Source organism: Neoluteolibacter marinus, from assembly GCF_014904755.1.
GTDB lineage: Bacteria > Verrucomicrobiota > Verrucomicrobiia > Verrucomicrobiales > Akkermansiaceae > Haloferula > Haloferula marina.
In genome coordinates this window covers 1-26917 of sequence record NZ_JACZFQ010000030.1, presented here as the reverse complement: position 1 = coordinate 26917, position 26917 = coordinate 1, and the positions used below count along the sequence as shown (strand labels likewise).

The window sequence follows — 26917 nt, the reverse complement described above, 5'->3', positions numbered from 1 at the left end:
GAGTGGCGAGTGGCGAGTGGCGAGTGGCGAGTGGCGAGTGGCGAGTGGCGAGTGGCGAGTGGCGAGTGGCGAGTGGCGAGTGGCGAGTGGCTTCAGGGCTTGAGCGGATAGCGGCGCGGGCGCTAGGGTGTCTGTTGTTACCGATGAAAACGTTCCGATTCACGGTCCCTGAGTTTCCGCTTTCCAAGGTGGAGCAACGGCAGGCTGCCAATCGGGGAGGGGGGCTGGAGATGATGCCGCCCGTGGTGCTGGATGGCCGGTTGACGGCCGACGGGCATGAGTATCTTGACGGTTTCCGTCGAGGAGGATTCTGCGATTTCAGGCGCTATTGCCGGTGGTATGTGAAGCAAAGGATGATCACCGGCGCGGTGAGCGCCTTGGGATTTCATGCGATGCTCACCGGTTTTTTCGTTCTGATCGGATTGGGTTGGATGGAGATGGCGCGCTTTCTGAGCGGTTTGCCGCTTTGGTGGGGCGCTTATGTCGGGGTGAGCCTTCTCTTTGCAAAGAGACAGTGGCGTCGAGAGTTGGAAGCGGTCCGGTGCCTGGAACGCTTTGAAGCGGAGGAGGGCTGACCCGGCGCATTTTCACGGAACGGATCGGACTGCTACGGGACCCTGGCGGCGGAGGCGCGGACGTGTCGGTAGGTGGCGTAGCCGCCGGAGAGATTGGCCGCCTGGAAGCCGTGCTGGCGGAGGAGCCGGACGGCGTTGTGGGCGCGGCCGCCGACGGCGCAGTAGACGGCGAGGGGGCGGTCGCGGTCGAGTTCGCCGAGGGCGGCGCGGAGGTCGTTGAGCGGGATGTTCCGTGCACCGGGGGCGTGGCCGGCGGCGAATTCGTCGGGGTCGCGGACGTCGAGGAGTTGATGGCCGTCGAGCTGCGGGTCCTGCCAGTGGATGACCGGATCGTCGCCGCGGAGGTGGTTGGCGGCGATCATGCCGGCGAAGTTGACGGGATCCTTGGCGGAGCCGAATTGCGGGGCGTAGCAAAGTTCGGCTTCCTCGAGGTCGTGGACGGTGGCACCCCTCCGGATGGCCATGGCGAGGACGTCGATGCGCTTGTCGACGCCATCGCGGCCGACGGCCTGGGCACCGAGGACGAGGCCGTCGGTGGAGCGGAAGAGGAGTTTGAGGTGGATCCTTTCCGCGCCGGGGTAGTAGCCGGCGTGGCTGCCGGCGTGGAGGTAGATCTTTTCGTAGCCGATGATGCCGGCGCGTTGCAGGGCCTTCTCGCTGGCGCCGGTGGAGGCGACCGCGAGGTCAAAGAGGCCGCAGATGGCGGTCCCCTGGACACCGTGGAAGGAGGCGGGCCGGCCGCAGATGGCATCGGCGGCGATGCGGCCCTGGCGGTTGGCGGGCCCGGCAAGGGCGAGCAGGGTCCAGGCGCCGGTGATCCGGTCACGGACTTCGACGGCATCGCCGACGGCCCAGATGTGGGGATCGCTGGTGCGCATCTGGTCATCGACGCGGATGCCGCCGCGTTCGCCGAGGGTGAGGCCGGCTGCACCGGCGAGGGTGGTCTCCGGGCGGACGCCGATCGCAAGGATGACAAGATCCGCGGCGTGGGTGGGACCGTCCTTGGTGAGGACCTCGAGGTGGCCGTCCTTTTCGGAGAAGCCGGCGACGGCGGAGCCGAGCGCGAGCCGGATGCCCTTTTCTTCCAGGCAGGCGTGGACCGGGGCGACCATCTCGGGGTCCATCGGCGGCATGACCTGGGGCAGCATCTCCACGAGGGTGACCCGGAGGCCGAGGTGGTGGAGGTTCTCCGCCATTTCCAGGCCGATGAAACCGCCGCCGACAATCACGGCCGACTTCGCGCCGCGGTCGGCGATCCAGGCGCGGATGCGCCGTGTGTCAGGGATGTTGCGCAGGGTGAAGATGCCGGGCAGGTCAATCCCCGGCAGCGGCGGACGCAGGGGGGCAGCTCCGGGCGAGAGGACGAGGGCGTCGTAGCCCAGGCGGTAGGTGGCATCGCCGTCGAGGTCGCGGACCAGCAGTTCGCGGGCTTCGCGATCGATGGAGAGGGCCTCGTGGCGGACGCGCAGGTCGATGGCGAACCGGTTTTTGAAGAGCGGCCCCTTGGCGACGAGGAGATCGTCCTCGTCGGCAATCACCCCGCCGATGTGATAGGGGAGCCCGCAGTTGGCGAAGGAGGCGTAGGGACCGCGCTCGAGGACGATGATTTCCGCGGTCTCGTCCATGCGGCGGAGGCGGGTGGCGCAAGAGGCACCGCCGGCGACGCCGCCAACGATGACGATGGTTTTCGGGTTGGGTGGGGTCATGGCGGTTCAGAATGACGGTGTGGCAGTCGGGGGAAGTTCGGTCGGTTTGCAGTAAATGACAGGGGGCGGCGAGGTGCTCCGCAGAATCGACGATTCGCCGTGCAAAACGAGCTCAGGGAGGGGGCGCAGGGGATCTGCCGCGGATGGTCCACTTCCTCCGATTCTCTCGGCCAGGTTGCCGGATCCGTGTGGGCTATTCAGGAGGAGCCGGGGTGATGGGCTATCCGTTCGGGGGATGTCGTGAGTTTTGTGATTGATAAGAATGTCTGGAGGCTATGGTTTTGCAAGGATATGGCATTCGGCGGTTTTTCGATATCTCCGACTTTCGAGTCGATCTTCTTCCGGGAAGGGGGCGGTCTGTCCCTCAGGGTGCCCGATTACCAGCGGGCCTTCGCGTGGGAAGAAAAGCAGATCGGGCAGTTCATCGGTGACCTGGCAAAGTACCGGGACCAGTCGGTGGATTACTACTTCGGCCACTACATCGTGGAGGCGGTCGAGGGGGGCTGGGAGATCGTGGACGGCCAGCAACGGATCACCACGCTGGTGTTGTTCCTGATGGTTTGCCAACACTTCGAGCCACTGTTGGAACACCGGGCGTTTTCGCTGATCCACCGCTTTCACACGGTGAGCTACGACGATCATGCCCTGCGGACGATGGGTCGCGGGCTGGCGCCGTATTTCGACCTGTGCCGGAGCTTGTCCGGCAAGTTGGACGCGGATGACGACCAGATTGTGGAAGCCTTGTTGCTGGAGAAGGAGCATTTCACCCGCTCCCAGCGACGGATGGCCGAGGCCTTGTGGCAGTTCTGCCGGGCCTTCGATGCCGGGGTGCTGGAGCCCGGGGCGATCGCGGACTACGTGGAGGTGGTGATGCGGTCGAGCTGCTCCCATCACCCGGCGGCGACCAAGTCGGTCGCGGTGAATGTTTTCGAGATGCACAATACGCGGGGCGTCCCGCTGACGACCGTCGAGATCGTGAAGGCGAAGCTGATGAAGTTCGCCTACGACCGGGGCGGCGTCGGCCGGGAGGAGATCGTGGCCGGGATCCAGGCGGAGTTCGGCGAGATCTTCCGCATGGAGGAACTGCTGGCGGAACGTTGTTTCCGGGGCCGGCTAACCTTGGAGCAGATCCTGCGGCTTCATCTGCGGGTGGTGGACGACGGGGCCAAGCGGCTGGCCGGGGATTTCGACCGGCCGGCGGTCACGGGCAAGGCGGACGAACTCCTGGGCTACCTGGACGATCGCCTGAACGCTCCGGACGAGGACGGGAAGACGTTGGCAGGGGTGGCCTATGCGCGGGTGCTGGCGCGGGAGTTCCGGCGATCAGTCGAGATCATGGGCGACTTCGTGCCGCGATGGGATGACGACGACAGCGTCGTCGGCGATGTCCTGATCCTGGATCGCGAGCTTAGCTGTCAGTTTTTCCTGCTGGCTTGCCGCGATTCCGGTTCTGACTCGAGGGAGTCGTTCGGGCGGCTTGACGCCGTGGTGGTCGCGTTGTGGGAGCGGCTGCTGTTCACCCGGGACTTCCACGACCGCTACTATCGCCTTCGCTACGGCGACAATTTCGCGGGCTTGTTTGAGGATCTTCGCGGCGAGGGGGCCGATCCGGGACGGATTTTGCTGAAATACGTGAAGGACGGCTTTCGCGGCTGGGACGGGACGACGAAGGACTTGCAGGGCATCGTGGCGGACTATCTCGCCAAGCACCGCGACCAGGTCCTCCGCAATGCCTACCATTGGGGCGGGTGGCGTTGGAAGTTCGTCTACGCGATCTACAAATTCGAGAAGTCCGGCGGCGCCAACATCCGTGAGATCCTGAAAAACGGCATCTCGCTCGACCACGTGCTGCCGCAGGAGTGGCAGTGGGAATGGGTGGAGGCGGGCAACCTGGATCCGAAGGTGCTTTCGGACGATGAGCGCAACCGCTTCGAGAACAAGATCCACGCCTGCATCAACGGAATCGGAAACCTGCTTCTGGTCACGCCGTCGGAAAATGCCTCTTTGGGCAACCGGCATCCTGCCGACAAGCGATATGGCAACCGCTACGGCGGTGGCAGCTACGAGAAGCACCGGCGGGATCACGCCGCCTGGCGGGACAGCGGCCAATGGGACGCGCTGATTCTCGGGCTCGGGGAGCAGAGGTTCGAGTTCCTGGTCCGCGAGATGGTCGGGATTCCCGGGGGTCTGCCGGCCGACCTTTTGGACGAGGCGCTGGCGACCGCCTCATAGCCGTTCCTCGGAGGGTTGATCCGGCTTTTGAGGAACAGCGCGGCCAAGGATTGAAAGAGCGTTTGATTCAAAGGCTGCTTGAATCGAGGGGGCGTTGTTAGGTTCCGAGGGAGAATTCTTCCAAGCCGCGGAGAATGATGTTGGGATGACGATTGTGAATAACCCGTATTCACAGGAACTAACGGGTTACCAACAGCTCGCTAACATGGTGATCTGTTCACAACTTGTTCACAATCGAGTCGGGTTTGTACCGTGGTGGGTCGCTTCGTGGAGCATCCGTTGGCTCCTGTTTTTCACAAATCCAACCGGCCGGGCAGGGAGGTCATTCTCCGTCGACGGCTGCAATCGCTGTCGTGTGATTCGACCTTGGGCCGAGGATCGTGGTTGCGGATGGGCGGGTCAGGATCGGGGCTGATCCACCTCGCCGGGTGGAATTCGGTGCAATTGCATGAAAGAAATCGTGTCTTGGGTGCGTGCGGGCCGTGCTCCTGAGATATGACAAGAAAACTTGTTTTGCAGTTCTCCGATCAGGGTCAAATGATGAAATGCGGTTGTACCGTTGCGGCGTGAACCCAAGCGCTGGCAACGGTCCGGAATCGGTTCCTTACGAGCAGGGCGGATCTCCGGAAGCACAGCCAGAAACCCTAACCTAGAACCCATACCCAAATCCAAGTGAACTCGAAAAGCATGCGCAGCCACGCGATCGGCCGTGGCTCGATCCTTGCGGTCGCCCTGGCGACCTCCACCCTCCACGCCGGCCTGGTCGGCCAGTGGCGGGGAATTGATTATGTCTCCGGTGAGAACTGGACCTCCACGCCGGGAACCGGCGCGATCGTGGCCAATGTTTCCGGTTCGCCGCTGGCGGTGACCGACGAGTATGCCGCGGGCGCGGGAGGCGTCGACCTGTTTGGTGGCGGCTATTTCATCGTGCCCGAAGGGAGCAATCCGTTGGCAGGAGCCACCGAAATCTCGCTGGTGGCGATGTTCCGGCCGTTTTTCGCGGGGCTTTCCGGTGGCGGCTTCCACCAAGGCAGCGGTCTGCTCGGCATGGAGCAAGCCGGGGTGGTCAATGACTGGGGCTTGGGCTGGAACGGCACCCGCCTCGGCGGCGGTGTCCCGGGCCAAGGCGTGCTCGAGCGAACAATTTTCACCGACAACTATCCGGTGAACGAGCTGCGGGTGGTGATGTTGACCTGGAATGGCAGCACCGGGGTGCAGAGTATTTACGTGAACGGCGTGCTGGCCAACACCCAGAACACCGGGGTGATGGGGCCGCGACTGGGCGGCGCATTCGGCCTGGGCGCCTCGTCGGGCACCGGAGCGAATCCCTTTGACGGCGAACTGGCCGAGCTGCGGGTCTACAACTCCGACGAGGGAGCGAATGCCGCGACGATCGCCAGCGACCTGCGCGACACCTACGTGCCCGACGTCGTCCTCGATCAGGCCACCGCCACTCCGACCGGCGGGGTTTTCACGCTGATCGACAGTGCTTCCGGTCAGGTCGATGACACCGGATCCTTCTCGCTGGACATCGACACCGTGCCGGTGCCCGGGGGCGATCTCCAGGTTTCGAAGAGCGGTGGGCGGACCACGATCACCTTCGTGGCTCCGATCGACCACGGCCAACTGGTCTACAATTACGACCTGACCGTGCCGCTCGTCGGTGGCGGCACCAAGCTGTACTCGGCCACCTTGACCTCGCACCGTCTTCCGCTGGAAATTCCCGGTCCGGACGGGGCCGTGGGCAGCTGGGGGATCCGCGAGATCCTGACGGGAGCGGAGCCGTTGGCCCCGAACTCCGCGGACATCGCGGGTGCGGTCGCATCGGCGCTGGCCTACCCGGCCAGCGCGGAGGGCAGCGCACCGGTGCTCAACCACCGCGACCCGGACACCAACGGCTACGATTCGATCGGCAACTTCAACAATGACTTCAACCTGTTGACCAACGACGCGGGCGACCAGAACTTCATCGTGGTCGCCAAGACCAAGGTGGTGATCTCGTCCCCGGGCGAGGTCCACACCTTTGCCATCCACAGCGACGATGGTTTCGCGATGCGCGTGACCGGGCCCGGTGGTGGCCGCTTCACGGATGTGGGCGGTGACGCCCAGATCGACCAGGGTGACAGCCAGACCTTGTTCCGCGACGGCGGAACGGGGGACTCGAACTCGCGCGGGGTCTATCGATTCGACTCCGCCGGCGAGTATGAGATCCTCTACCTCGGCTACGATGGTGGCTCCGGCGGTTACCACGAGGTCGCCTGGGCCCCGGGCGTCCACCACGAGACCCGCTACACCAATACCTGGCGTCTGGTCGGCGACGACACCGATCCGTCGATCCCGGGCTTCCAGAACCGCTTCGTGGCGAATCCTCCCGGCGCGATCGCCGAGGATGGAAGCTTCGGCGTGCGGACCTACCTGGCGACCGGAGCCACGGGCCTGGGGAACATGAACACCTTCCTGGCGACCACCGACCGCAATCCCAACGACGGGCTCGGCACCACGATCGACGCCCAGGTGCCCTACCTCAACTTCCGGGATCCCCAGGACGGCGCGGTCGGCCGCTTCGTCGATGACCAGCCGTTCCCCGGCAATACCGGCAACAACGACGAGAATGTGGTGACGGTGGCGAAGGCGCGGATCTCGATTCCCTCGGCCGGAGCCTACACCTTCATCATCAACTCGGATGACGGCATGTTCTTCCGCGTCAAGGGGGTCGGCGGTGCGCCGAACCCGCCGTTCCGGCGCGTGACGTCGGTCGACAACCGTCCCCGCTTCCAGATGTCGAACGCCAACGAGATCTATCTCGACGCGGCCAACATCGAGTTCCGCGGGATCATCGACCTCGATGCTGGCGAGTACGACATTGAGTACGTGACGGTCGAGAACGTGGGCGGTTTCCACTACGAACTCGGCGTGGCCGCCGGCGAGTGGCCGCACGCGACGACACCGACGGAGGGTTTCCAGCTGGTCGGAGCCCCGGCTGTGAGCGTGATCTTCCCCGCCGTGACGGCCCCCGGCTGGGCGGTGGAGAGCTCGATCCCGGGCCTGAACCAGTTCGCCAACTCGATCGCCGGTGCCGAGGCGCGGATCAGCTACACCCAGGGCCTCTCAACGGAAGACCCGATCTGGGCAACCCTCGGGCTGGATCCGGCGAACCGGAACACCACCTGGCCCTTGATCGACTTCAACGATCCCCAGGACGGTCCTCAGGGCAGCTTCACGCCGACCAGTCCGTGGCCGCTGAACACCGGCAATGCCGACAACGACTATGCGGTGCGCGCCATCGGCAACATCGAGATCACCCAGGCCGGCTACTATCACCTCGGTTTCCAAGGTGACGACGGCGGCTACATGTATCTCTACGGTGCCGGCGGCAACGCCGATCCGGTGATCGATTCGATCGTCTACACCAACCATCCGGGAGTTGCGGTGATTGGCAATGCGCCGGTGAGCGGCACCAGCAATGCGATCCGGGTGGAGACCGGCACCGGCAACAGCCGGACCATCGTCCGCACCTACCTGGAAACCGGCGAATACACCATCAACACCCTGTTCTGGGAAGGTGGCGGCGGTTCCTGGTGGGAGGTCATCGGCGGCTCGGAAGCCCCCGGCTACAACTACCCGCTGCTGTCGACGACGGGCGGTAGTGCGACGGTCGGCAGCGGCTTGACGCTGGTGGCCCAGCCGGCGATCGATCCCAACGATCCGAACTTTGCCGTTGGCAACGTTGAAGTGACCGGAAATCCGGTGACCTCGGTTTCGTTCAATATCGTCAGTCAGGCGAACGCCACCTACACGGTCGAGGCCTCGGTCGACCTCGAGACCTGGATCGACGTTGATACCAATGTGGTTTCGGCAGGCACCAACACGCCGGTGGTGGTTGATGTCACCGCTTTCCCGGAGCTCAATGGTCAGGCCAAGGTCTTCTTCCGGGCCGTCCTGAACGAGTAAGTGCGCCTCGCGGGCCTCGAATCGGACCGCGATCCCTGCCGCCGCCGGAAAACTCCGGCGGCGGCTTTTTTTTGGGGCTCGGCCGAAGGCGGAGGCGCGAAGGCAGGGAAAGGGGAGAACGGGAGTGCCGCCTGATCTTACAAGGCACCAGTTTCCAGTGGTTCGAACCGAAGCAGGTGTCACTCCATTCGAATCCGTCGGACCCAAGCTCCCGACTCGGAAATTCGGTTGAGGGGCTCCCGCGGAGGGGATCTTCGCGGGACGGGGCGATTCCTATTCTTGATCGCCGGGCATCCTTGCCGCCGGAAGATTCCACAAGCGGTCGGCTCACCCCCGTGGGTGCATTTTGCCATGCTTTCGGAGAGCTGTGTTTTAAATGGCGGGGATATCTGATTTTGAGCGAGTCATGTAATCAGGCCAGTTGTTCACAATCGGGTGATCCGGGTGTATGTCAACTTTTCGTGATAATTCTATTTGTTAATCCGCGATCTTGAGGCGAAGGAGGACGAGCGCTTCGTTGCCTGCTTGCCTTCATGCATCGCCCAAGACACGCCCACACGATCTTCAACCTCCGCATGGCGGCGCTGTTGCTGTGCTTGTGGCGCATGCTGATCCCGGTGGCGTTGGTATTGCTCGTCACCTCGCTGGTGACCGCGGACCGGGAGTGGACGAAACTGGCGTTGATCCTGGGCGGCTCGGCAGTGTTGGTGGCCGTGATCCAGTGGTTGTTCGCGGCGGGTGCCAAGTGCCCCCTCTGCATGATGCCGGTGCTGTCCCGCAAAGGATGCTCGAAGCATCGGAACGCCAAGCGAGTCGCCGGCAGCCATCGGTTCCCGGTAGCGATGGGAGTGCTGTTCAAGCACCACTTCCGCTGTCCCTTCTGCAACGAGCCGACCTTGCTTGAATTGAGGGAGCGACGGGCTGGGCGGTGAAGGGCTGGGAGGGGAAAGTGGCACGCGCGAGGCCGCGCGTGCCAGAGGATTTCAGGCAATCTGGAAGCGCTCGAGCAATTCGAGCTTCGGTGCCTTGACCAGGTTGAGGGGAAGATCGCGGTGGACGCGCTGGCGAACGGAGGGATTCAGGGCCTCGAGCAAGCGCCGGAGCATGGTCCGGGGGGCTGCGAGGTGGATGCTGCCGTCGCCATTACTGGCGACCTCGTTGATTTTGCCGGCGATGGCCTGCAATTGTTGCTCCTCGGCCTCGCTTTCCTCGTTGTGGCGCTCGCCGACGGCGATGCCGCCGGGGCCGTGGCCGAAGCGGCCGGCCTTGTCGGTGACGCGGTCGGAGACCCGGCTGTGCTGGTTTTCGAGATCGACATCCGCGATGTCCTCGAAGGCCGGCGAGGTGCCGGGCTGGAGTTCATCCCGGGTGATCCGGTAGGCTTTCATTCTTCCGAGGTCGGCGACAATGATCATTGCATTCATAGCGATCCATCGTCGCCGAGGAAGTGAGGGGGCGCAAGTTGCGGCCGCGATCCGGCCCGGTTACTTCCGCTTGAGATGGATGGTCTCCGGGCCGGGACGGGCCTCATAGCGGACGACGCCGTTGGTGACGGGCGCGGTGGTGACCTTGCCTCCTTGCTCGATCTGGCACTGCTCCCAGCCGCCGGGCACACTGGTTTCCAGGGTCAGGGGAAAGTCGTAGAGCGCGGGATCGGCCTGACAGGTCAGGGAGAGCTGGATGCCGTCGCCGGACGCCTTGATGACCTTGGCTGCGGCGCTCTCGCGCTCGGTGAGATACTGGTGGTAGTGGACGTTGTCGGCGATCCAGAGGCGGTCCTTTTTCTCAACGAGCCGGTCGAGGATGGCGAGGTACCAGTCCATCGGGGTGACGTGCCAGTCGCCGCCGACGCCGTGGAAATCGATGTGGCCCATGGTTCCATCCGCGAGCGCCTGGTCGATCGTGGCGAGGCATTCGGCCACGGACTTCTGGTGGAACGGCGGGCCGTGGAACATCGGGCGGTGGAAGAGGTGGTGCTTGGCAAGGAGTTGGTCGACCTGGTCCGCGGGGACTTCCCACGGGACGCCGCCGGGCTTGCCGAAGGCGATCAGGCGCGGCCACTTGGGATCGGGAAAGAAATCCTTGAGGGCGTCGTTGCAGCGGGCCAGCTCCTCATCGAGTTCCGGGGCGGTGGTGGCTCCCTTGTGGGTGAAGGTATGGTTCTGGAGCGCCACCACCGGGCTGCGGGCGGCTTTTTTCCATTCAGCACTCCTCGGCGGGAAGGCTCCCTTTCCGGGGTTCACGTAGAAGTTGCCGACCAGACCACGCTTCGCCAGCTCGGGGATCGCCTTGTCGAGATGGGTCGGGCAGCTGTCGTCGAAAGCTAACAGAAATACCGCCTCTTTGCCGTCCTTCCACTTCAGGATGCGGGTCTCCCCGGAATCGGCGGCACGGGTGATGCCGGCAACAGCGAGGGCGATGCCGGCGACGACGGGGAAGAGTTTCATGGGGCGAATACTCCGGAGCGGAGGTGAAAAGAACACGCAATTCCAAGACAGCGGGAGGGGGCAATACTTCCCGCCGGTGAATTATTTGGATCATTGAACTAAAAGGGTCCAGACTCCCGGCCGGAAGGACCGGCCATGAAGAAATGCCCCTACTGTGCGGAGGAGATCCAGGACGAGGCGGTGAAGTGCAAGCACTGCCATGAATTCCTCGACGAGTCGAAGCGGCCCTATCCCTACGTTGCTCCCGGCTCGCCGCCACCACCGCTGCCGAAGGACGCAATGCCGTGGCACTTCCGAACGCCCTTCATCGTGCTGACTTTCGTGACGCTGCCACCCGTCGCGCTGCCCTTGGTATGGTTCCATCCGAAACTGCACTGGGCATGGAAAGTAGTGATCACGCTGGTGACCGGCGCCGTCTGCTGGGTGTCGTACGTGGCGATTCGGGAGTTCATGCACCAATTCGATGAAGCGACGAAGATGCTGAACGAGGGGATGCCGTTTTGACTGCACTCCATTTGGGGGGCGAATTCGGAATTGGAGGGTTTGACCGGATCGTGCTAGGCCACGGACCGATGTTGCCCGGCGCCAGACCCCCGATTTTCGTCCTGCTGTTTTTTTCGATCTTCGGATTCATCGGGATCACCGTGCTGGTGTTCCTGTGGGGAGGAGGCGATGGCTTCGGGGATCCACCGCTCTTCTTCAAGGTGTTCGGGAGCTTCATCGCGTTGGGATTCATGGTGATGGGCTTCGGGTTGCCGCTGACCCTGCTGCGGCGGTCGCGGGATGAACCTTCCGGGATGGCGGCCGGGCCCCGGCCTCGTGGTGCGGGCAAAGGCTATGCCTGCCCGAGTTGCGGCGGAAACACCGGCGACGCGGAGGTTTCCCCGGCCGGCGATGTGAAATGCCCGTACTGCAACGGCTGGTGGAACATCCACCGGCGTTGATGGGCGGGGTGGGTCCGCCGGGAAACGAAAAACCCGGGGCGCTCGCCCCGGGTCTGGAAATGCTGGAGGGTCCGGGTCGGATCAGGGGATCGTCCGGATGGTGTCGGTGCCGGTCAAGACGTCGCCGCCGGTGGTTTCCGCGGTAACGGTGACTTCGACATTGCCGGCGCCGGAGAACAGGGCCTGGAGTGCCTGGCGGTCGAATTTCATCTTCAACGCCGAACCGTTCACCGAGACCTTCTCGGCGGGAATGGAGTCCTGCAGCAGGATGCTGGCGGGATCCACCGTGGACGGGTCGATGTCGCCGACGTCGAGGGTGGCGGAGACCCACTTGCCGTTGCTGCGGAGGTTCAGCGAGCGGGGAGTGATGCGCAGGCCGATTTCGACCGGGATCATGGCCGCGACGCTGGTGGACTCGATCTCGTAATCGGTGCCATCCCAAGCCTGCCAGACCACCGTGGTGCCATCGATGCTTGGATTGATGTCGTCGGTGTCGTTGTCGGTGAGCTGGGTCGCCGTGGCGGTATCCGCGTTGTAGATCCAGATTTCGAAGTCGGTGCCGTCCCAGGACTGCCAGACGATGCTGGAACCCGAGATCTTGATGTTTTCGTCGTCGCCGGTGTTGTCGGTGACCCGGACGGTCTCACCTCCCTTGTATTTGAGGAAAATCTCGGAGTCATCGGGCTCGGCTTCGGCGTCGGGAACGAAGGCTTGCCAGACGATGATGTCACCGGAGACCTGGGGATTGAAGTCGTCGTAGTCGTTGTTTGAGAGCGGATCCGCGAGGAGCGTGGGCGCCATCAGGACGGGCACGGCGAGCTGGGTCAGTAGCTGGTTGGTTTTCATGTTTCAGGTGTTGGTCAGGCGGGGGAAATCCCGTGGACTCAAGCATGGAAACGGCAACCGGACGACCCGGAAGTTCCGATTGGTCAGATGCCAACCGGTCCTAATGAATGATGTGGTATGCTGTGACTGATTGGTTATCAGGGGAAAAGGTGGGTGATCGCCGTTCTGCAGGGGGGCTGGTTTTCCCCGAACGACGCTTCGAAAACGTGGAAGCGGGCCCCGAGATGGCCGGGATGGGTGAGCGTCTGGAAGGCGAGGATGTCCTTGCGGGCGTCAGGGTCGGTGCGGCCTTCGAGCTCCAGCAACCACGGGCGGGCGAGCTCGGTGAGGAAGCGGCTCTGGGGCTCGAAGCGGATGACTTTCCCGCCGAGAGAGGCGACGTCGCGGGCGAGGGCGGTGAAATCGACGTGGGCGGTGATATCGATTTCGCCGGGGGCCTCGAGCGGATCCTCGGCGGCGCGGTGACGGGAGAAAGTCCTCAGGGTGCCGGTGGTGCGGGACGCGTGGTAGTAGTCGGGGCGGGGGTAGCCGTAGTCGATCCACAGCATCCGGCCGCGGAAGAGCGCGAAGGACTTGAGAAAGGCGGCGACGCTCGAGCGGACCTCGGTGCGATAACCGGGGGAGAAAAGCGGCAGGTCGTGGATCAGGTCCGCGGGCGCCGGGCCGAGCGCGTGCCAGATGAAGCGATCGCGATCGTCCAGGGTCACCCCGAGCTCCTGCCAGCCGTCGGGAGTCGTTTCGATGACGTGGAAGGGCAGGGCATCAAGGACCTCATTGCCCAGAACAAACGCGGGCAGGGGATCGACGGCGAGGGACCCAGGGTCGGGGACGATGCTGGCGGACGGAACTTTCGCGCACTGGGCGGCGGCAATCTGCGGCAGGGGCTCGATGATGACGTACTCCAACCCGGCGTCGGCACCGAGGTCGGCCAACCCGTTTAGAATGTCGGCGGCGAGGGAGCCGTCGTTGGCGCCGGCTTCAATGATCCGCCAGCGGGCGGGGCTGTCGCATTCGCGGTGCCAGGCTGCGATGTGGCGGGCAAGCAGGCGACCGAACAGCGAGCCGGTGCTGACGCTGGTGTAGAAATCCCCGCCGCGGCCCACTTGTCCCGCGGGCCGGGCGTAGTAGCCATCGGCCGGATCGTAGAGAGCGGCCGTCAGGTAATCCGGGAATGAAATCGGACCTTCCCGGCGTATTCTCTCCCTGAGCCGATCCACCAAGCCGGGGGTTGCGCAAGCGCGCTGCGGCAGGTATTCGGATGGGGTCCGGGAGGATCCCGGAGAGTCGTCACGAAGGAAATCCGGCATGGCCAAAGGGAACAAAAACACGCGGAACAAGCTGAGGAATCGGATTTTCTTCAAGCGGAAAGGGTTCTGGCTGACCTTGCTGCTGATGTTCGCGATCGCCGGCGCGATCGGGGTCGTGGCGCTGGAGCGCTATACCCGGCCCTACCGCGAGCGGGCGGACACCTACGACCTCAACCGGATCGGCGATGTGGAAATCCCCAGCCTGATCCTGGATCGCAACGGGGAAGAACTCGGGCGCTTCTTCGTCCAGAACCGCAGCGTGATCCCGATCGACGACGTACCGCAGCTGTTCATCGACGCCCTGCGGGCGGGCGAAGACCAGCGCTTCGAGACCCATGACGGGGTCGACTACATCGGGGTGGTGCGGGCGGCCTTCCTCAACTGGAAAGCCGGCGAGCGGACGCAGGGGGCGAGCACGATCACCCAGCAGCTGGCAAAGAATGCCTACAATCTGGACGGCGAGCGCCGGAAGAGGGGCGAGACGGACATGCAGCGCAAGATCGTCGAAGCCTTCCTGGCGCGGCGGATCGAGAGGCACTACAAGAAGCGGGAGATCCTCGGGTTTTACCTGAACCGGATCTATTTCGGCAGCGGCTACTACGGGATTCGCTCGGCGGCGCTGGGCTATTTTGGCAAGGAACCGAAAGACCTGACGGCGCTGGAGAGCGCGGCGATCGTGGCCTGCATCAAGAGCCCGCGCTACACCTCGCCGGTCAACAACATGGAGGCCAACCGCAAGGCCCGGAACATGGTGCTGGTGCGGATGGTCGACCTCGGCGTGTTGCGGAGGTCCGAGGCGCGGACGCTGTTCACGACGCCCTTGGCCTTGAATCCCAAGCCGCTGCAGCGCGGGACGACCCACCTGTATGAACGGGTGGCGGACGAAGTCCGCCGCGAGCTGGGAGAGGAGGCCCTGGCGGCGGGGGGCTTCCGCATTCACACGTCGATCGACGGGAAGATCCAGGAAGCGATGGAAAAGGAGCTGGAGCGGAGCTTGCTGCGGGCGGAGGCCCATCCGGGCTACGCCAACCAGAAGCGGGCCGACTACAAGAAGTCGTCCGGGGTGGCCCCGACCTACCTGCAGGGCGCGGCGCTGATGGTCGACCACGAGACCGGTGAGGTGATCGCCCACGTCGGCGGGCGCGACTACGCCGACGCACCCTATGATTTCATCGAGCTGGGCAAGCGGCCGCTGGGCACCGCTTTCTATCCCTTCCTGTATGCCGCCGGGCTGATGAACGGGTTGACGCCGGCGACGCTGGTGGAGGACGAACCGATGGACAACCGTTCGGTGATGGTCGGTGGCCGGGAAGGGATCCTGGGCGAGTGGGGGATGGAAGTTCCGCGGCCGACCTATGAAGGCAAGATCACGCTGAGGCGGGCCTTGGAGGCGTCGAAGATCGCCGCTTCGGTCCGGATCGCCGGAATGGCCGGTTTGGAGAACGTGGTGAAGGTGGCCGAGGGCTTCGGTCTGCCGATGAAGGATGCTGAACTTCTGCCGCGGCTGGCGGCGGGCTGGGAAGAGGCTTCGCTGAAGGACGCCGTGAGCGGGATCGCGGCCTTTGCCCGGGGCGGGGCGACGGGGTCGCGCACCGTGACCTTTGTCGACAAGGTGGAGAACGTCGACGGGGCGACCGTCTACAGCCGGGTGATCGGCAAGCGCGACCGCCTGCAGGCCACGGACAGTGCGACCGCCTACATGATCCATCACATCATGCGGGATGGCATGGATCACGGGAACATCGCCGGTCTCGGCGACCGGATGGTGGAGAAGCCGTTCTCCGGCGCCGGCAAGACCGGGACGACCCACGATTTCTCCGACAACTGGTTCCTCGGCTACAATGGCCGGGTCGCGTGCGGGGTGTGGGTGGGATTCCTGCAGCCGGGCAAGTCGATCTACGAGGGCGCCTTCTCCAAGGATCTGGCACTGCCGGTCTGGGAGGAGGGCATGAACGCGGCGGCGGCGGATTTCGGCGGCAAGATCATCCCCCAGCCGGACAGCGTGGTGGAAGCGCAGATCTGCCGGGTTTCGGGGCAGCGGGCGACGCCGTATTGCTACGAGACCGTCGCGGATCCGGAGACCGGGGGCATGCGGAGCGGCCCGGCTTCGCAGATTGAGCTTTTCCGCAAGGGCTCCGAGAACCTGCCTTTCTGTCCGATTCACTCGGGCGCCGGCGGGGTGGATCCCGGGGCGGCATCGATGGGGCTTTCCCAACTGGCGGTGATCGACACCACGCCGGTGCGATCGAAGGCCCAGGTATTGCTAGGGGAGGATCCGTATTTCACCCAGCAGGTGATGGTCGACGGGACCGAGCAGGCGCCGGGGCGCAACCGGGCGAACGTGTTGGACAGCTTCGATCTGGGCGACCGGGAAAAGCCGGTCAAGCTGCCTTGGCCGGACCGGTTGGAGATTGATCCGTGGTAGTGCTCTCGGGTCTTGCGCGGGGCGGATCCCGCTCTCACTGTCGGGGGCGTGCCGGATACGGTGACCAGACGTTGGAATAGTTTCGTGTGCCCGGGATGCCGTTTCGTGTTCCGCGTGCCTCAGGATCATGACGGTCTCGGCGTGGTCTGTCCCGGATGCAAGGTGATGTTGCGTTTGCCCGCGCCGGGCGACGAGGTGCCGCCGCTGGTGATGCCCGCGCGCAAGGAATTGGAGCCGGAGATCATCGAGACCGAGGAATACGAAGAGGACGACGAGATTCCGGCCGCCAGCGGCGATGCCCGGTTCATCGCGATCCTCGCCGGCGGCGCGCTGGCATTGCTCGGGGTTTTCTGGTGGTGGCTGAAGCCCGACCCGCAGGCGTCGATGCAGGCCGCGGCAACTCCGGACCAGCAGGCCAGTCCTGCCGATGCGGAGAAGCCCGTGGAGGCGGAACCCGCGAACCAGACCTTGATCATGCAGGTGGAGGCGGTGGCGAAGGCCTTCCTCGAGGCCGCCGACCCGGCAGAGGCTCTCGAGCAGGTGCGGAACCCCGGACAGACGGAAGGGCGGATGAAGCAATTCCAGGGCGACGCCTCCTATCAGGCTGCGGGCTTCCGCGGGATCGTCGGCGATGTCCTCACGGCGTCCACGCGCGACGAGCAAGTGTACACCGTGCAGGTCCGGACCGACAATTACGACCTCCGGGACATGGCCTTGGTGCGCGAGGGCGGGCAATTCAAGGTCGACTGGGACAGTTGGGTGGGGTGGTCCGAGATGCCTTGGGACGATTTCAAGGAGGACAAGCCAACCGAACCGAAATTGTTCCGGGTCGTCCTGTCGCAGGTCGACTACTACAACTTCGGATTCAAGGATGATCTCGAGTGGTCGTCGTACCGGCTGGATTCCCCGGACGGCTCGCGGACGCTCTATGGCTACGTGCCGCGGACCGGCGAGTTGGACCAGCAGATCCGGCCGGTGGAGGCGGGGAAGAAGCAAAAGCTGTTGCTCAAGCTGAGGTTTCCACGCGACTCGCGGTCGGACAACCAGGTGATCATCGACAGCGTCGCCGGCGACAGTTGGGTGGAGCCGGGCGAGGGGAATTGAGATCAGCCAGCGACGGGATGCCAACCACTTACGAAAAAGCCCAGGAACTGAACCTGGATCCTACGATTTACGGGACCTTCGCCGAGATCGGCGCCGGGCAGGAGACCGCCAACTGGTTCTTCCGGGCTTCGGGCTCGGCGGGCATGGTGGCGAAGACGATCTCCGCCTACGACATGACGATGAGCGATGCCATTTACGGCAAATGCGACCGTTACGTATCGCGGATGCGCCTGCGCCAGATGCTCGACCATGAGTATGGGATCCTGGTCGAGCGGCTCTCGCCGCAGCGCGGGAAAGACACCACCTTCTTTTCGTTCTGCAACACGGTCAGGGCCCGCGGGTATCTCGACACCGGCGAATGCCACGGCTGGCTGGGACTGCGGTTCCAGTTGAAGCCGGAGGAGCCGCCATCCGACATTTTCATTCACGTCCGGTTACTCGATCAGGCGAACGCCGACCAGATGGAGGCTCTCGGGGTGGTCGGGGTGAATCTCATCCACGCCGCTTTCCGGCACCGCTCCCACCTCGGCCAGTTCGTCACCTCGCTCGCGGAGAACCTCAAGCCGGGCCGGGTGGAAGTGGACATGTTGAAATTCCACGGGCACGGCTACAGCTTCTTCGACAACCGCCTGTGCTCGCTGGCCCTTGTCGAAGCCGGGTTGACCGAATCGGCGATGTTCCGGGCGGACGGCGAGGTCGTGCAGTCGGCGGAGGCCCTTTACAAGCGGCCGATCCTGCTGCTGCGTGGCAGCTTCGATCCCGTCAGCAAGCTCCACGTGCAAATGCTGGAGCAGGCGCGCTCGGTGTTCGCGTCGTCGCTCGCGGACGGGGAACAGGAGCGCACGATCGAACTCTGTGAAATGACGATGGCGAACCTGCTCCGCGGCAAGGCGGTCGACCACGTTGATTTCATCGACCGCTGCGATGCCCTCCAGGCCTTGGACAAGACGGTGCTGGTGTCACGCTACCCCGAGTTCCACCGCATTGCCGCCTACCTGAGCCGCTCGACGGACCGGCCGATCGGGATTGTCCTCAGCATCGGCCTGCTAAACGAACTGTTCAAAGCCAAGTGGTCGGAAGACCTTGCGGGAGGGGTGCTGGAGTCCTTCGGCCGTCTCTTCAAGAATCAGGTGACACTTTACGTCTACCCGTGGAAGAACCGCCATACCGGAGAGCTGGTCGACGCTGAAAGTTTCGTTGCCCCCGAAGGATGCCGGCACCTCTACCGGCATTTCCTCGAAACCGGCAAGGTCCGGGGCGTGCCGGTGGGCGACGAGGAGTTGATGAAATACACCAGCCGGGATATCCGGTCGATGATCGAGAAGGGCGATGAAAGCTGGAAACAGCACGTGCCCGAGGTGGCCCATCGCTCGGCCATGCATGTCCATGCCGCACCGGCGGATTAGTTGCGGTTGTAGCGCGGGTTTGACGATTTCTTGAGCAAGTCGTAAGGGGTTCCGCAGTACATGCAGCGGAAGCGGTGCAGGAAGAGGATGCCGAGGATGGCCGTCGTGCCGTGGTTGAAGGGAGGCAGCCGGTAGGACTTGGCATGCTTGGACGCTCCAGTGTCCATGAGAGGGGAGCCCTTGCAGAGCGGGCAACGCGCGGAGCGGCGCTTGAAGAAGGAGATCAGCCAGGTGGTGGCGGTGGCGATGAAGGAGATGACCAGCGGCGGGATCGAGGATGGCTCGGGGTTGAGGATCACGATCACAATGCAGGTGAGAAACGCGATCATGCACAGATAGTGCAGGAGCGTCGAGAACACCGCGACATTGTAAGGCCGCTTGTCATGCAACGAACGGGCACGAGTGACAGGGTCGGCGGGGGAACGGGTTGGCATGAAGTGACGGTGGAGAGCAAACCCGACCGGGGCCGCTCCTGCAAGCCGTCAGGTGACCGGATTGCCACATTGGTCGCGCCGCGGCGGGTCAGTTGAAGAGGATCGGGATGATCAGGATGGCGAGGATGTTGACCACCTTGATCATCGGGTTGACCGCGGGTCCGGCGGTATCCTTGTAGGGGTCTCCCACGGTGTCGCCGGTAATGCTGGCGCGATGGGCGAGTGAACCGCGGCCGCCGCAGTTTCCATCTTCGACATATTTCTTCGCGTTGTCCCAGGCGCCGCCGGACGATGTCATGGCGATGCCCATGAACAGGCCGGTGACGATGGTGCCGACGAGCACGCCTCCCAGGGCGATCAGGCCGAGGCCGGGAATCAGGGCGACGGTGACGACGAACACCAGCGGGAGCAGGGCAGGGAGGATCATCTGCCGCAGGGCCGCCTTGGTGACGATGTCCACGCACTGCCGGTAGTCGGGGGTCTCGCTCCCGTCGAGGATGCCGGGATGACCTCCAATCTGGCGGCGCACCTCGCGGACGACCGCACCGGCCGCACTGCCGACGGCATCCATGGCGTAGGCGGTGAATGAAAACGGCAGCAGGCCGCCGATGAACAACCCGATCATCACCCGCGGGTCCATCAGGCTGAAGACAAAGTCCTGGCGGAGATGCGCCTTCAGCTCTTCCACATACGACCCGAACAGGACCATGGCGGCCAAGCCGGCGGAGGCGATGGCATATCCCTTGGTGACGGCTTTCATCGTGTTGCCGACGGCGTCGAGTTCGTCGGTGATCTGGCGCACGGATGGGTCGAGGCCGCTCATCACGGCGATGCCGCCGGCGTTGTCGGTGATCGGGCCGAAGGCATCGAGCGAGATGATGATGCCGGACAGGCTCAGCATGCTGACGACGGCAATCGCGATCCCGTAGAGGCCGGCCTGGTCATGGCAGAACCAGATCGACGAGGCGATGGCCAGCACCGGCAGCAGGGTGGCGTGATGGCCGGTGCTGATGCCGGCGATGATGTTGGTGGCGTGCCCGGTTTTGGAGGCTTCCGCGATGCGACGGACCGGCCGGTGGGCGGTGGAGGTGAAGTAGTTGGTGATCATCACCGCGGCGAAGGTCAGGGCGATTCCGACCAGCACGCAGTTGAAGAGTTCCGGCGCGCCGACCGCCTTGCCCGAGAAGTCGATGGCCCGGGGAAAGACGGCGGAGGTCACCGGCTTGAGCAGCAGGGCGGAAACGACCCCGCTGATGGCGACTCCCCCGACCAGCGCCCGGGTCGCGCTGATCCGCGCGACATTGACGAAGGCGATGCCCAGCAGGGCCCCGATGATCGATATCCCGCAGATCAGGAAGGGATAGACCAGGGCTTCCTTGGCATGATCCGCGGCGGTCAGGAAGCCGACCAGGACGCCGCCGATCAAGCTGACGACGTAGGTTTCGAACACGTCGGCGGCCATGCCGGCGCAGTCCCCGACATTGTCGCCGACATTGTCCGCGATGGTGGCCGGGTTGCGCGGGTCATCCTCGTGGAACCCTTGCTCGATCTTGCCGACGAGGTCGGCCCCGACATCGGCGGCCTTGGTGTAGATCCCTCCGCCGAGGCGGGCGAAGACGCTGATCAGCGAGCTGCCGAGGGCGAGGCCGACCAGCGAATCCACTGCCGCCTTGCCGCTGCCGGTGACCTCCAGGACGACGCGGTAGAAAGCCCCGACCGAGAGCAATCCGAGGGCGACGACCAGCAGGCCGGTCACGGCACCGCCGTTGAAGGCGATCTTGAGCGCCGGGTGATGGCCGGTTTCGGCGGCCTGTGCGGTCCGGACGTTGGCGCGAACCGCGATCATCATGCCGATGTAGCCCGCGGCAAGGGAACAGGCGGCTCCGAGAATGAACCCGATCGCGATGGTCCAGTCATCGCGCAGCACGCCGATCGCGACGAAGAGGATGGCGGCGATGATCGAGATGGTGACCACCTGCCGGTGAAGGTAGGCCTTGGCCCCCGCTTGCACCGCATCGCCGATTTCGGTCATCCGCTCGTTTCCGGCGGGGGCGGCGAGCACCAGGCGAATCAAGAAAACCGCCCCCGCCAATCCGATGGCACCGAGGGTGAGGGAGGTAGCGATACCGAAGCGGGTGAGGAAATCCTGCATGGGAAATACTTGGGTACAATAGCAATTCGTACCTTGAAGCATCCCATCTAACTGACAAGCCGAAAGCGGTTCGTGGGAGGCTGCGCTTCACGCTGAACCATTGCCCGTGGCACCCGCAGTCGAGCCGGCGGGGCGACCGTCGATTCCCAATGTTGGACTCCCCGGACGGCTCAGGGCGCCGGCGGTTTCCACGAGGGATACTTCCGGGCGAGGGTGTCCTTGGTCTCCTGGGCGCCGGCGCGGTCGCCCTTGGCCTCGAGGGCCTTGATGAACTTCCAATAGACCAACGGCTTGAGCAGCTTGTCGTCGTCGCTCAGGAACTGGACCACCGCGACATATTCGCCGGCGGCCGCGCTCGGATCCTTCCGCTTCATGTAAATGTCGCCCTTGAGCGTGCGGATTTCGGAATTGACCCGGCCTTGGGGGCGGAGCGCCTGGCATTCCTCGACGATTTCCATCGATTCATCGGTGCGCCCCAGCGCGAACAGGGCCTTGGCCTTGTCGAGCAGTCCGTCGGCGATCCAGGCGGGGTTGTCCTCGACATCGAGCGCGAAGTTGATCGGCGGAAGGGCTTCCTCCGGCTTGCCGGCGGCGAGCAGGGCCTTGCCGAAGTAGCGCCAGGTTTCCTTCGGCGTGGACCGCGGGCTCTCCTCGTCGGAGACGAGGTCGTAGAAGCGGGCCGCCTGGTCGAAACGGTTGGCGTTGAAGGCCTGCATTGCGGCCCAGCCGATGAGCTGGTCCGGCAGGTTCGCGACGAAGTCATCCTTGATGCCGCGGTCCACCTCGTCGCACAGCGACTCCGGCTGCTGGAGGGTCCAGTAGGCGAGTGCCAGCAGGGTGCCGGCATTGCGGCCGTAGACCTTTTCGTCGAGCTTGCGGGCGTTTTCCGCATGGGGGATGGCGTCCTTGACCTGATCGGATTTCACCAGCCCCCAGGCCAGCCAGTAGTTGGCCTTCGACTTGCGGGCGTCGGACGCGTCCGGGAACTTCTCGAGGAAGCTGCGGTAGCGCGAGATCATGTCGGGCAGGTTCTGCTGCTGCTTGCAGATGTCCGCGGATTCCAGCAGCGCGATCTGTTGGAACTCGGCGTCGTTGTCCTGTTCGATGAGCTGGTTGTAGTCGGCCAGCGCCTTGAGCGGCTCGCCGGAACTCCGGTAGGCGGAGGCCCGCAAGATCAGGGCCTTGGGAACCCGATCATCCTTCGGGTTGCCGTTGATGAACTCGGTGAAGGAGCGGATGGCACCCTGCGGGTCCTCGCTGTGGGCGAGGCACCAGGCGCGCTGGAAGAGCATGCCGGCGCGGTCCTTCTCCCGCAGCAGGGTCGAGTCGATCTCGTTGTAGACCTTGGCGGCTTCGGCGGTCTTCTTGGCGTCGAGCAACGTTTCCGCCTTCATCAACAGCGCGGTGTGGATCTTGGTGTCGCGCGGGTGGCTCTTGCTGTAGAGCTTGAGGAAAGCATCGACCTGTTCCGGGACGTGCCGGCCCTCGATACGGTAGAAACACAGGAGGCGCAGGTAGTTGGCCTCGAAGGCGTAGCTGTTGTTAGGCAACATCAGCTTCTCGACCTCGCGGAAGGTTTCGAGGGCTTCGACGTTGCGCTCCAGCATCATGTAAGACTTGGCACCCAGCATCAGGCGGCGGGCCTCCTTTTCGCCTTCGGCCTTGGCGCTGCTGCTGCGGAAGATCTCGATGACCTTCTTGTACTCCTTTTTGTCGAAGCGGGCAGCCATCAGCGCGTACTGGGCGTCTGGCCGGTATTTCTCCATGCCCGGTGTGTCGAGGACGAGCTGGAGATACTTGTCGGAGAGTTCCATGTTGCCCTGCTTGGCGGCAATGGTTCCCGCTTCGATGGCGGCGGGGCCGCGAAGGTCGGCGGAACTGCGCGACATCACGACGTCGTCGAGCAACGGCATCGCCTCGTCGAGCTTCTCGGCGCGGGCGAGCAGGCGGCCGAGGGACAGCTTGCTGCGGGTGTCGTAGGCGTTCGGCTGGTCCGGATCGGCGATGACCTTGCGGTAGAACTCGATCGCTTCCCGGGTGCGGCCTTGGAGCTCGTAGGAAAAGCCGGCGTGGAAGAGCCCGCGCTGGCGGTCGGCCGGGGCGGCGGCAACCTGGGCCATCTTCTCGAACAAGGGTGCGGCCAGGGCGTAGCGGCGGCTGTTGAAATAGTCGGCGGCCAGCCGGTAGGCCGCGGCGGCGGCGTAGCGGCCCTTCGGGTAGCGGTTGAGCAGGCGGTCGAAGCAGCGCTTGGCGTCGTCGATGCGGCCGGATCCGTAATAGCTTTCACCCAGGCACCACAGGGCGGCTTCCGAGTTGGGGTGGTTGGGATACTGGTCGAGGTAGCGCGAAAGGACGTCGACGGCCTTGGCAAAGTAGGCGATCCGGCGGTCGTTGTCGGTCGTCTGCTTGGCGCTCTCAAGGAGGTTCCTGCCGTGCTGATACCAATCCTGGCCGGGATCCGATTGCAGGGCCGGATCGACCGGTTGGGCGCGCTGGGGCTCTTCCTGGGCAATCGCTGCACCGGAGGCGACCAGACAGAGGACGGTACGGATATTCACCACGGCCGGACCATCACCCGATTTGAGGCGTTTGCCAAGACGGGGTTTCGGTGCTGGAACTCACTCGGCCTTCTTCCGTTGGGTGGCGAAGGAAATATTCCAGATGCCCGCCCGCTGGCAGGTGTCGATGACCTCGACAATGGTCTGATATTCGCATTTCGCGTCGCCGCGGAGGCGAACCGGCTGGTTTTTGTGCTGCTTGGCAATCGCCGCGAGTTTCTCCTTCAGCTGGGCCTGGCTCATTTCCATGCCCTCGACCACGACTTCACCGGTGGCGCGGACGTTGACGATGATCTCGCCGAGCACCCGCTTGGGATCGGCCCCTTCCTGGGAGCTGGGTACCGAAATCTTCACCTCGGTCTCCGAGCGGGAGAACTGCCAGGTGACGATGAAGAAAATCAGCAGCAGGAAGACGATGTCGATCATCGGCGCCAGTTGCATGGCGGCCGGTTCGGGCTGGCGTTTCTGGAATTTCATGGCCGGTCAGATGCCATGGAGGTCCGGACGATCGTCGCCGAGCGGCGAGGGGGCCGGCATGCCATACTCGTCCGGATGGCGGCGGGGCTGCGGAACTTGCTGGGGCATGGGGGCCGCCTGGCGCTGGATCTGCGAGTGCAGGGTCGCCATGAAGTGGGTGCTCGCCGCTTCCAGCTCGGCGATGTATTTCTGCACCCGGCCGCGGAAGATCGAATAGAAGATCAGTGCGGGAATGCCGACCGCCAGGCCGGCGGCGGTGGTGATGAGGGCTTCGGAAACCCCGTCCGCCAGCTTCATTTGCCGCACGCCTTCGAAGCCGCCGACCGAGATGTTGCGGAATGACTTGATCATGCCAACCACGGTGCCGAGCAGGCCGACCATCGGCGCGACCGAGCCAACGTCGGCGAGGTAGGTGATCCGCGAGGTGAGCATGCCGACCTGGCGGGAGCCCTCGGACTCCGCCACTTCGCGGACATCGGAGAAGGTCGCCGAGCTATTCTTGGTCATGAACTCGAGCGCCTTCTGGGCGATCCGGGCCATGCACTGGTTCTGGCGGTGGCAGTAGCCGATCAGGCCGAGGAAGTCGCGTTTGCGGATCATCGCCTCGGCGTTGTTCATGAACTTGTCGCTGACCACGGCATTGCGACGGATGGTCAGCAGGAACAGCAGGATCATCACGACCGCGGCGATCGACAGCACGGCCAGTGGGAACATCATGACGCCGCCTTCTTCGAAGATCTGCATCAGGTCGATCTGCTGATCGGCTGCGGCCGCGCCTTCTTCGGCCGCCCGGATGACGGCGGTCGACAGCAGCAAGGTCGCGAGAATGGGGATGGACCGCTTCATGAAATTTCGCGGAGATTAACCAAGTGGCGGGATGAAGCAAGCGCGGGGGGACGATTGCGGATTGCGGATTCGTGGCGGTGGTTGTCCATTGCGGGCGTGGCGGCGCCGGGATTGAAAGAAAAGCTCAGGGAAGTGCCCCATCAGCCGGGCGTCTACCTCATGAAGGATCGCCTCGGGTCGATCATCTACGTCGGCAAGGCGCGGGACTTACGCAAGCGCATGTCGTCGTATTTCCTGGCGTCGCGGAAAACCCGCGCCGACCTGAAAACCCGCGCGCTGATCGACACGATCGCGGATTTCGAGTTCCACACGGTCCGCAACGAGGCCGAGTCGCTGCTGCTCGAGGGCAAGCTGATCAAGGACTACCGGCCGCGCTACAACGTCGCCTTCCGCGACGACAAGCGCTTCCTGCTGGTCAAGATCCAGCTGACCGAGCCGTGGCCGCGTTTCGTGCTGACGCGGATGAAGAAGGACGACGGGGCCCGCTATTTCGGCCCCTTCGCCCACTCCGGGGCGCTGCGGGCGACGATTTCCTGGCTCAACCGCAAGTTCGGCCTGCGCGCCTGCCGGCCGCTACGGCCGGGCGAGAACGACTACAAGCACTGCAACGCCGACATCATCCGAAACTGCTCCGCCCCCTGCATCGGCCGGATCACCCGCGAGGACTACCTCGCGCGGATCGACGATGCCTGCCGGGTGCTGGAGGGAAAAGGCCGCCGCGAGATCTTCGAGGATCTGGAGCAGGACATGGCGAAGGCGGCCGGGAGGCTCGATTTCGAAAAAGCCGCACTGCTGCGCGACGTGGTCGACAACCTCCGCAAGACGCTGAATCCGACCCGCCAGTTCAGCCGCGGCCGCGGCGTGCCGACGACCGTCAAGCCGACCGAGGACCTCGCCGACCTCGGGGAAGCGCTCGGCCTGCCCGGCCCGCCGCGGGTGATGGAGTGCTTCGACATCTCGAACGTCTCGTCGAACCACATCGTCGCCTCGATGGTCCGATTCACCGGCGGCGCGCCGGACAACCAGAACTACCGCCGCTACCGGATCCGCACGGTCGCGGGGCAGGACGATTTCGCCTCGATGGCCGAGGTCATCCGCCGCCGCTACTCGAGGATTCTCGGTGAGAACTTCGCGGCCAATCCCGAGCTCGCGGAGTCGCAGGAGGACCCGGTGGAAATCCAGCGCCGGCTGGCGCGGGAAGGGCGGGCGAAGATCGTGCTCCCCGATCTGGTGATCGTCGACGGCGGCAAGGGCCAGCTGTCGTCGGCGGTGCGGGAACTCCGCCAGCTCGGCCTCCACGACCTGCCGGTCATCGGCCTGGCCAAGCAGCGCGAGGAGGTGTTCTTCCCGCAGAAGAGCGATCCCTTGCTGATCCCGCATGACCGCGGTGCGCTCAAGTTGCTGCAGCGGATTCGCGACGAAGCGCACCGCTTTGCCAACGGCTACAACGAGCTGCTCTACCGGCGCCGGATGAAGGAGAGCCTGCTCGACGACTGTCCGGCGATCT

General features: G+C 64.3%; 20 protein-coding genes. 10 read left to right on the top strand and 10 right to left on the bottom strand.

The annotated features are described in order from the left end of the window. Positions 1-143 precede the first annotated feature (143 nt). Positions 144-575 (top strand): hypothetical protein, encoded by a 432-nt coding sequence (locus tag IG178_RS08220; protein ID WP_193212058.1) that lies wholly within the window; start codon positions 144-146, stop codon positions 573-575. Positions 576-607: 32 nt separating this feature from the next. On the opposite strand, the gene IG178_RS08215 is transcribed toward IG178_RS08220, so the two are convergent. Beyond that, a complete protein-coding gene (locus IG178_RS08215; RefSeq protein ID WP_193212057.1) occupies positions 608-2281 on the bottom strand; it encodes an FAD-dependent oxidoreductase in 1674 nt (557 codons plus the stop codon). 291 nt (positions 2282-2572) lie between these two features. On the opposite strand from IG178_RS08215, the gene IG178_RS08210 reads away from it, so the two are divergent. From IG178_RS08210 to IG178_RS08200, 3 genes are all read left to right on the top strand, one after another. Then, positions 2573-4513: a DUF262 domain-containing protein gene (locus IG178_RS08210; protein WP_193212056.1), complete on the top strand. Its 1941-nt coding sequence runs from the start codon at positions 2573-2575 to the stop codon at positions 4511-4513. Between the two features lie 672 nt (positions 4514-5185). Next, on the top strand, positions 5186-8464 hold the full coding sequence (locus IG178_RS08205; protein ID WP_193212055.1) for a LamG-like jellyroll fold domain-containing protein: 3279 nt from the start codon (positions 5186-5188) through the stop codon (positions 8462-8464). A gap of 533 nt (positions 8465-8997) precedes the next feature. Then, positions 8998-9396 (top strand): hypothetical protein, encoded by a 399-nt coding sequence (locus tag IG178_RS08200; protein WP_193212054.1) that lies wholly within the window; start codon positions 8998-9000, stop codon positions 9394-9396. 51 nt (positions 9397-9447) lie between these two features. Here the strand turns inward: IG178_RS08200 and IG178_RS08195 are convergent, their stop codons facing one another. Continuing rightward, a complete protein-coding gene (locus tag IG178_RS08195) occupies positions 9448-9888 on the bottom strand; it encodes a host attachment protein (RefSeq protein WP_193212053.1) in 441 nt (146 codons plus the stop codon). 60 nt (positions 9889-9948) lie between these two features. Beyond that, complete coding sequence (locus IG178_RS08190; protein WP_193212052.1) at positions 9949-10911, bottom strand: polysaccharide deacetylase family protein; 963 nt, start codon at positions 10909-10911, stop codon at positions 9949-9951. A 135-nt stretch (positions 10912-11046) separates the two neighbouring features. Between IG178_RS08190 and IG178_RS08185 the strand changes: the two genes are divergently transcribed. Both IG178_RS08185 and IG178_RS08180 read left to right on the top strand, forming a co-directional pair. Then, positions 11047-11415, top strand: coding sequence for a zinc ribbon domain-containing protein (locus IG178_RS08185; protein ID WP_193212051.1), 369 nt, complete (start codon positions 11047-11049; stop codon positions 11413-11415). Positions 11416-11483: 68 nt separating this feature from the next. Beyond that, a complete protein-coding gene (locus IG178_RS08180; RefSeq protein ID WP_193212050.1) occupies positions 11484-11855 on the top strand; it encodes a hypothetical protein in 372 nt (123 codons plus the stop codon). Positions 11856-11936: 81 nt separating this feature from the next. Here IG178_RS08180 and IG178_RS08175 read toward each other — a convergent pair whose 3' ends face one another. Then, on the bottom strand, positions 11937-12701 hold the full coding sequence (locus IG178_RS08175; protein WP_193212049.1) for a TolB family protein: 765 nt from the start codon (positions 12699-12701) through the stop codon (positions 11937-11939). Positions 12702-12838: 137 nt separating this feature from the next. Continuing rightward, complete coding sequence (locus IG178_RS08170) at positions 12839-13918, bottom strand: class I SAM-dependent methyltransferase (RefSeq protein ID WP_343225948.1); 1080 nt, start codon at positions 13916-13918, stop codon at positions 12839-12841. Between the two features lie 88 nt (positions 13919-14006). Between IG178_RS08170 and IG178_RS08165 the strand changes: the two genes are divergently transcribed. The 3 genes from IG178_RS08165 (at position 14007) to IG178_RS08155 (ending at position 18943) form a co-directional block, all read left to right on the top strand. Beyond that, positions 14007-16433, top strand: coding sequence for a transglycosylase domain-containing protein (locus tag IG178_RS08165; RefSeq protein WP_193212047.1), 2427 nt, complete (start codon positions 14007-14009; stop codon positions 16431-16433). A gap of 114 nt (positions 16434-16547) precedes the next feature. Then, the gene (locus tag IG178_RS08160) at positions 16548-17537 is read left to right on the top strand and encodes a hypothetical protein (protein WP_226895150.1); all 990 of its coding nucleotides are present in this window, start codon (positions 16548-16550) and stop codon (positions 17535-17537) included. A 17-nt stretch (positions 17538-17554) separates the two neighbouring features. Next, on the top strand, positions 17555-18943 hold the full coding sequence (locus IG178_RS08155) for a TonB-dependent receptor (RefSeq protein WP_193212045.1): 1389 nt from the start codon (positions 17555-17557) through the stop codon (positions 18941-18943). On the opposite strand, the gene IG178_RS08150 is transcribed toward IG178_RS08155, so the two are convergent. From IG178_RS08150 to IG178_RS08130, 5 genes are all read right to left on the bottom strand, one after another. Beyond that, positions 18940-19377 carry a hypothetical protein gene (locus IG178_RS08150; RefSeq protein WP_193212044.1) on the bottom strand — a complete coding sequence of 146 codons (438 nt, stop codon included), beginning with the start codon at positions 19375-19377 and terminating at the stop codon, positions 18940-18942. The two genes, IG178_RS08155 and IG178_RS08150, sit on opposite strands and share 4 nt — an antisense overlap. Positions 19378-19465: 88 nt before the next feature. After that, positions 19466-21529 carry a sodium-translocating pyrophosphatase gene (locus IG178_RS08145; protein WP_193212043.1) on the bottom strand — a complete coding sequence of 688 codons (2064 nt, stop codon included), beginning with the start codon at positions 21527-21529 and terminating at the stop codon, positions 19466-19468. A gap of 170 nt (positions 21530-21699) precedes the next feature. Further along, positions 21700-24087: a tetratricopeptide repeat protein gene (locus IG178_RS08140; RefSeq protein WP_193212042.1), complete on the bottom strand. Its 2388-nt coding sequence runs from the start codon at positions 24085-24087 to the stop codon at positions 21700-21702. 60 nt (positions 24088-24147) lie between these two features. Further along, positions 24148-24564 carry an ExbD/TolR family protein gene (locus IG178_RS08135; protein WP_193212041.1) on the bottom strand — a complete coding sequence of 139 codons (417 nt, stop codon included), beginning with the start codon at positions 24562-24564 and terminating at the stop codon, positions 24148-24150. Positions 24565-24570: 6 nt separating this feature from the next. After that, positions 24571-25410 carry a MotA/TolQ/ExbB proton channel family protein gene (locus tag IG178_RS08130; RefSeq protein ID WP_193212040.1) on the bottom strand — a complete coding sequence of 280 codons (840 nt, stop codon included), beginning with the start codon at positions 25408-25410 and terminating at the stop codon, positions 24571-24573. A 159-nt stretch (positions 25411-25569) separates the two neighbouring features. On the opposite strand from IG178_RS08130, the gene IG178_RS08125 reads away from it, so the two are divergent. Then, on the top strand, positions 25570-26917 hold a 1348-nt coding region (locus IG178_RS08125; protein ID WP_193212039.1), incomplete at its 3' end, for a GIY-YIG nuclease family protein.

Bases quoted from the DNA above. Each gene is read 5' to 3' on its own strand.
- IG178_RS08220 (WP_193212058.1), top strand. From the start codon at position 144: ATGAAAACGTTCCGATTCACGGTCCCTGAGTTTCCGCTTTCCAAGGTG.
- IG178_RS08215 (WP_193212057.1), bottom strand. From the start codon at position 2,281: ATGACCCCACCCAACCCGAAAACCATCGTCATCGTTGGCGGCGTCGCC.
- IG178_RS08210 (WP_193212056.1), top strand. From the start codon at position 2,573: ATGGCATTCGGCGGTTTTTCGATATCTCCGACTTTCGAGTCGATCTTC.
- IG178_RS08200 (WP_193212054.1), top strand. From the start codon at position 8,998: ATGCATCGCCCAAGACACGCCCACACGATCTTCAACCTCCGCATGGCG.
- IG178_RS08195 (WP_193212053.1), bottom strand. From the start codon at position 9,888: ATGAATGCAATGATCATTGTCGCCGACCTCGGAAGAATGAAAGCCTAC.
- IG178_RS08190 (WP_193212052.1), bottom strand. From the start codon at position 10,911: ATGAAACTCTTCCCCGTCGTCGCCGGCATCGCCCTCGCTGTTGCCGGC.
- IG178_RS08185 (WP_193212051.1), top strand. From the start codon at position 11,047: ATGAAGAAATGCCCCTACTGTGCGGAGGAGATCCAGGACGAGGCGGTG.
- IG178_RS08180 (WP_193212050.1), top strand. From the start codon at position 11,484: ATGTTGCCCGGCGCCAGACCCCCGATTTTCGTCCTGCTGTTTTTTTCG.
- IG178_RS08175 (WP_193212049.1), bottom strand. From the start codon at position 12,701: ATGAAAACCAACCAGCTACTGACCCAGCTCGCCGTGCCCGTCCTGATG.
- IG178_RS08165 (WP_193212047.1), top strand. From the start codon at position 14,007: ATGGCCAAAGGGAACAAAAACACGCGGAACAAGCTGAGGAATCGGATT.
- IG178_RS08155 (WP_193212045.1), top strand. From the start codon at position 17,555: ATGCCAACCACTTACGAAAAAGCCCAGGAACTGAACCTGGATCCTACG.
- IG178_RS08150 (WP_193212044.1), bottom strand. From the start codon at position 19,377: ATGCCAACCCGTTCCCCCGCCGACCCTGTCACTCGTGCCCGTTCGTTG.
- IG178_RS08145 (WP_193212043.1), bottom strand. From the start codon at position 21,529: ATGCAGGATTTCCTCACCCGCTTCGGTATCGCTACCTCCCTCACCCTC.
- IG178_RS08135 (WP_193212041.1), bottom strand. From the start codon at position 24,564: ATGAAATTCCAGAAACGCCAGCCCGAACCGGCCGCCATGCAACTGGCG.
- IG178_RS08130 (WP_193212040.1), bottom strand. From the start codon at position 25,410: ATGAAGCGGTCCATCCCCATTCTCGCGACCTTGCTGCTGTCGACCGCC.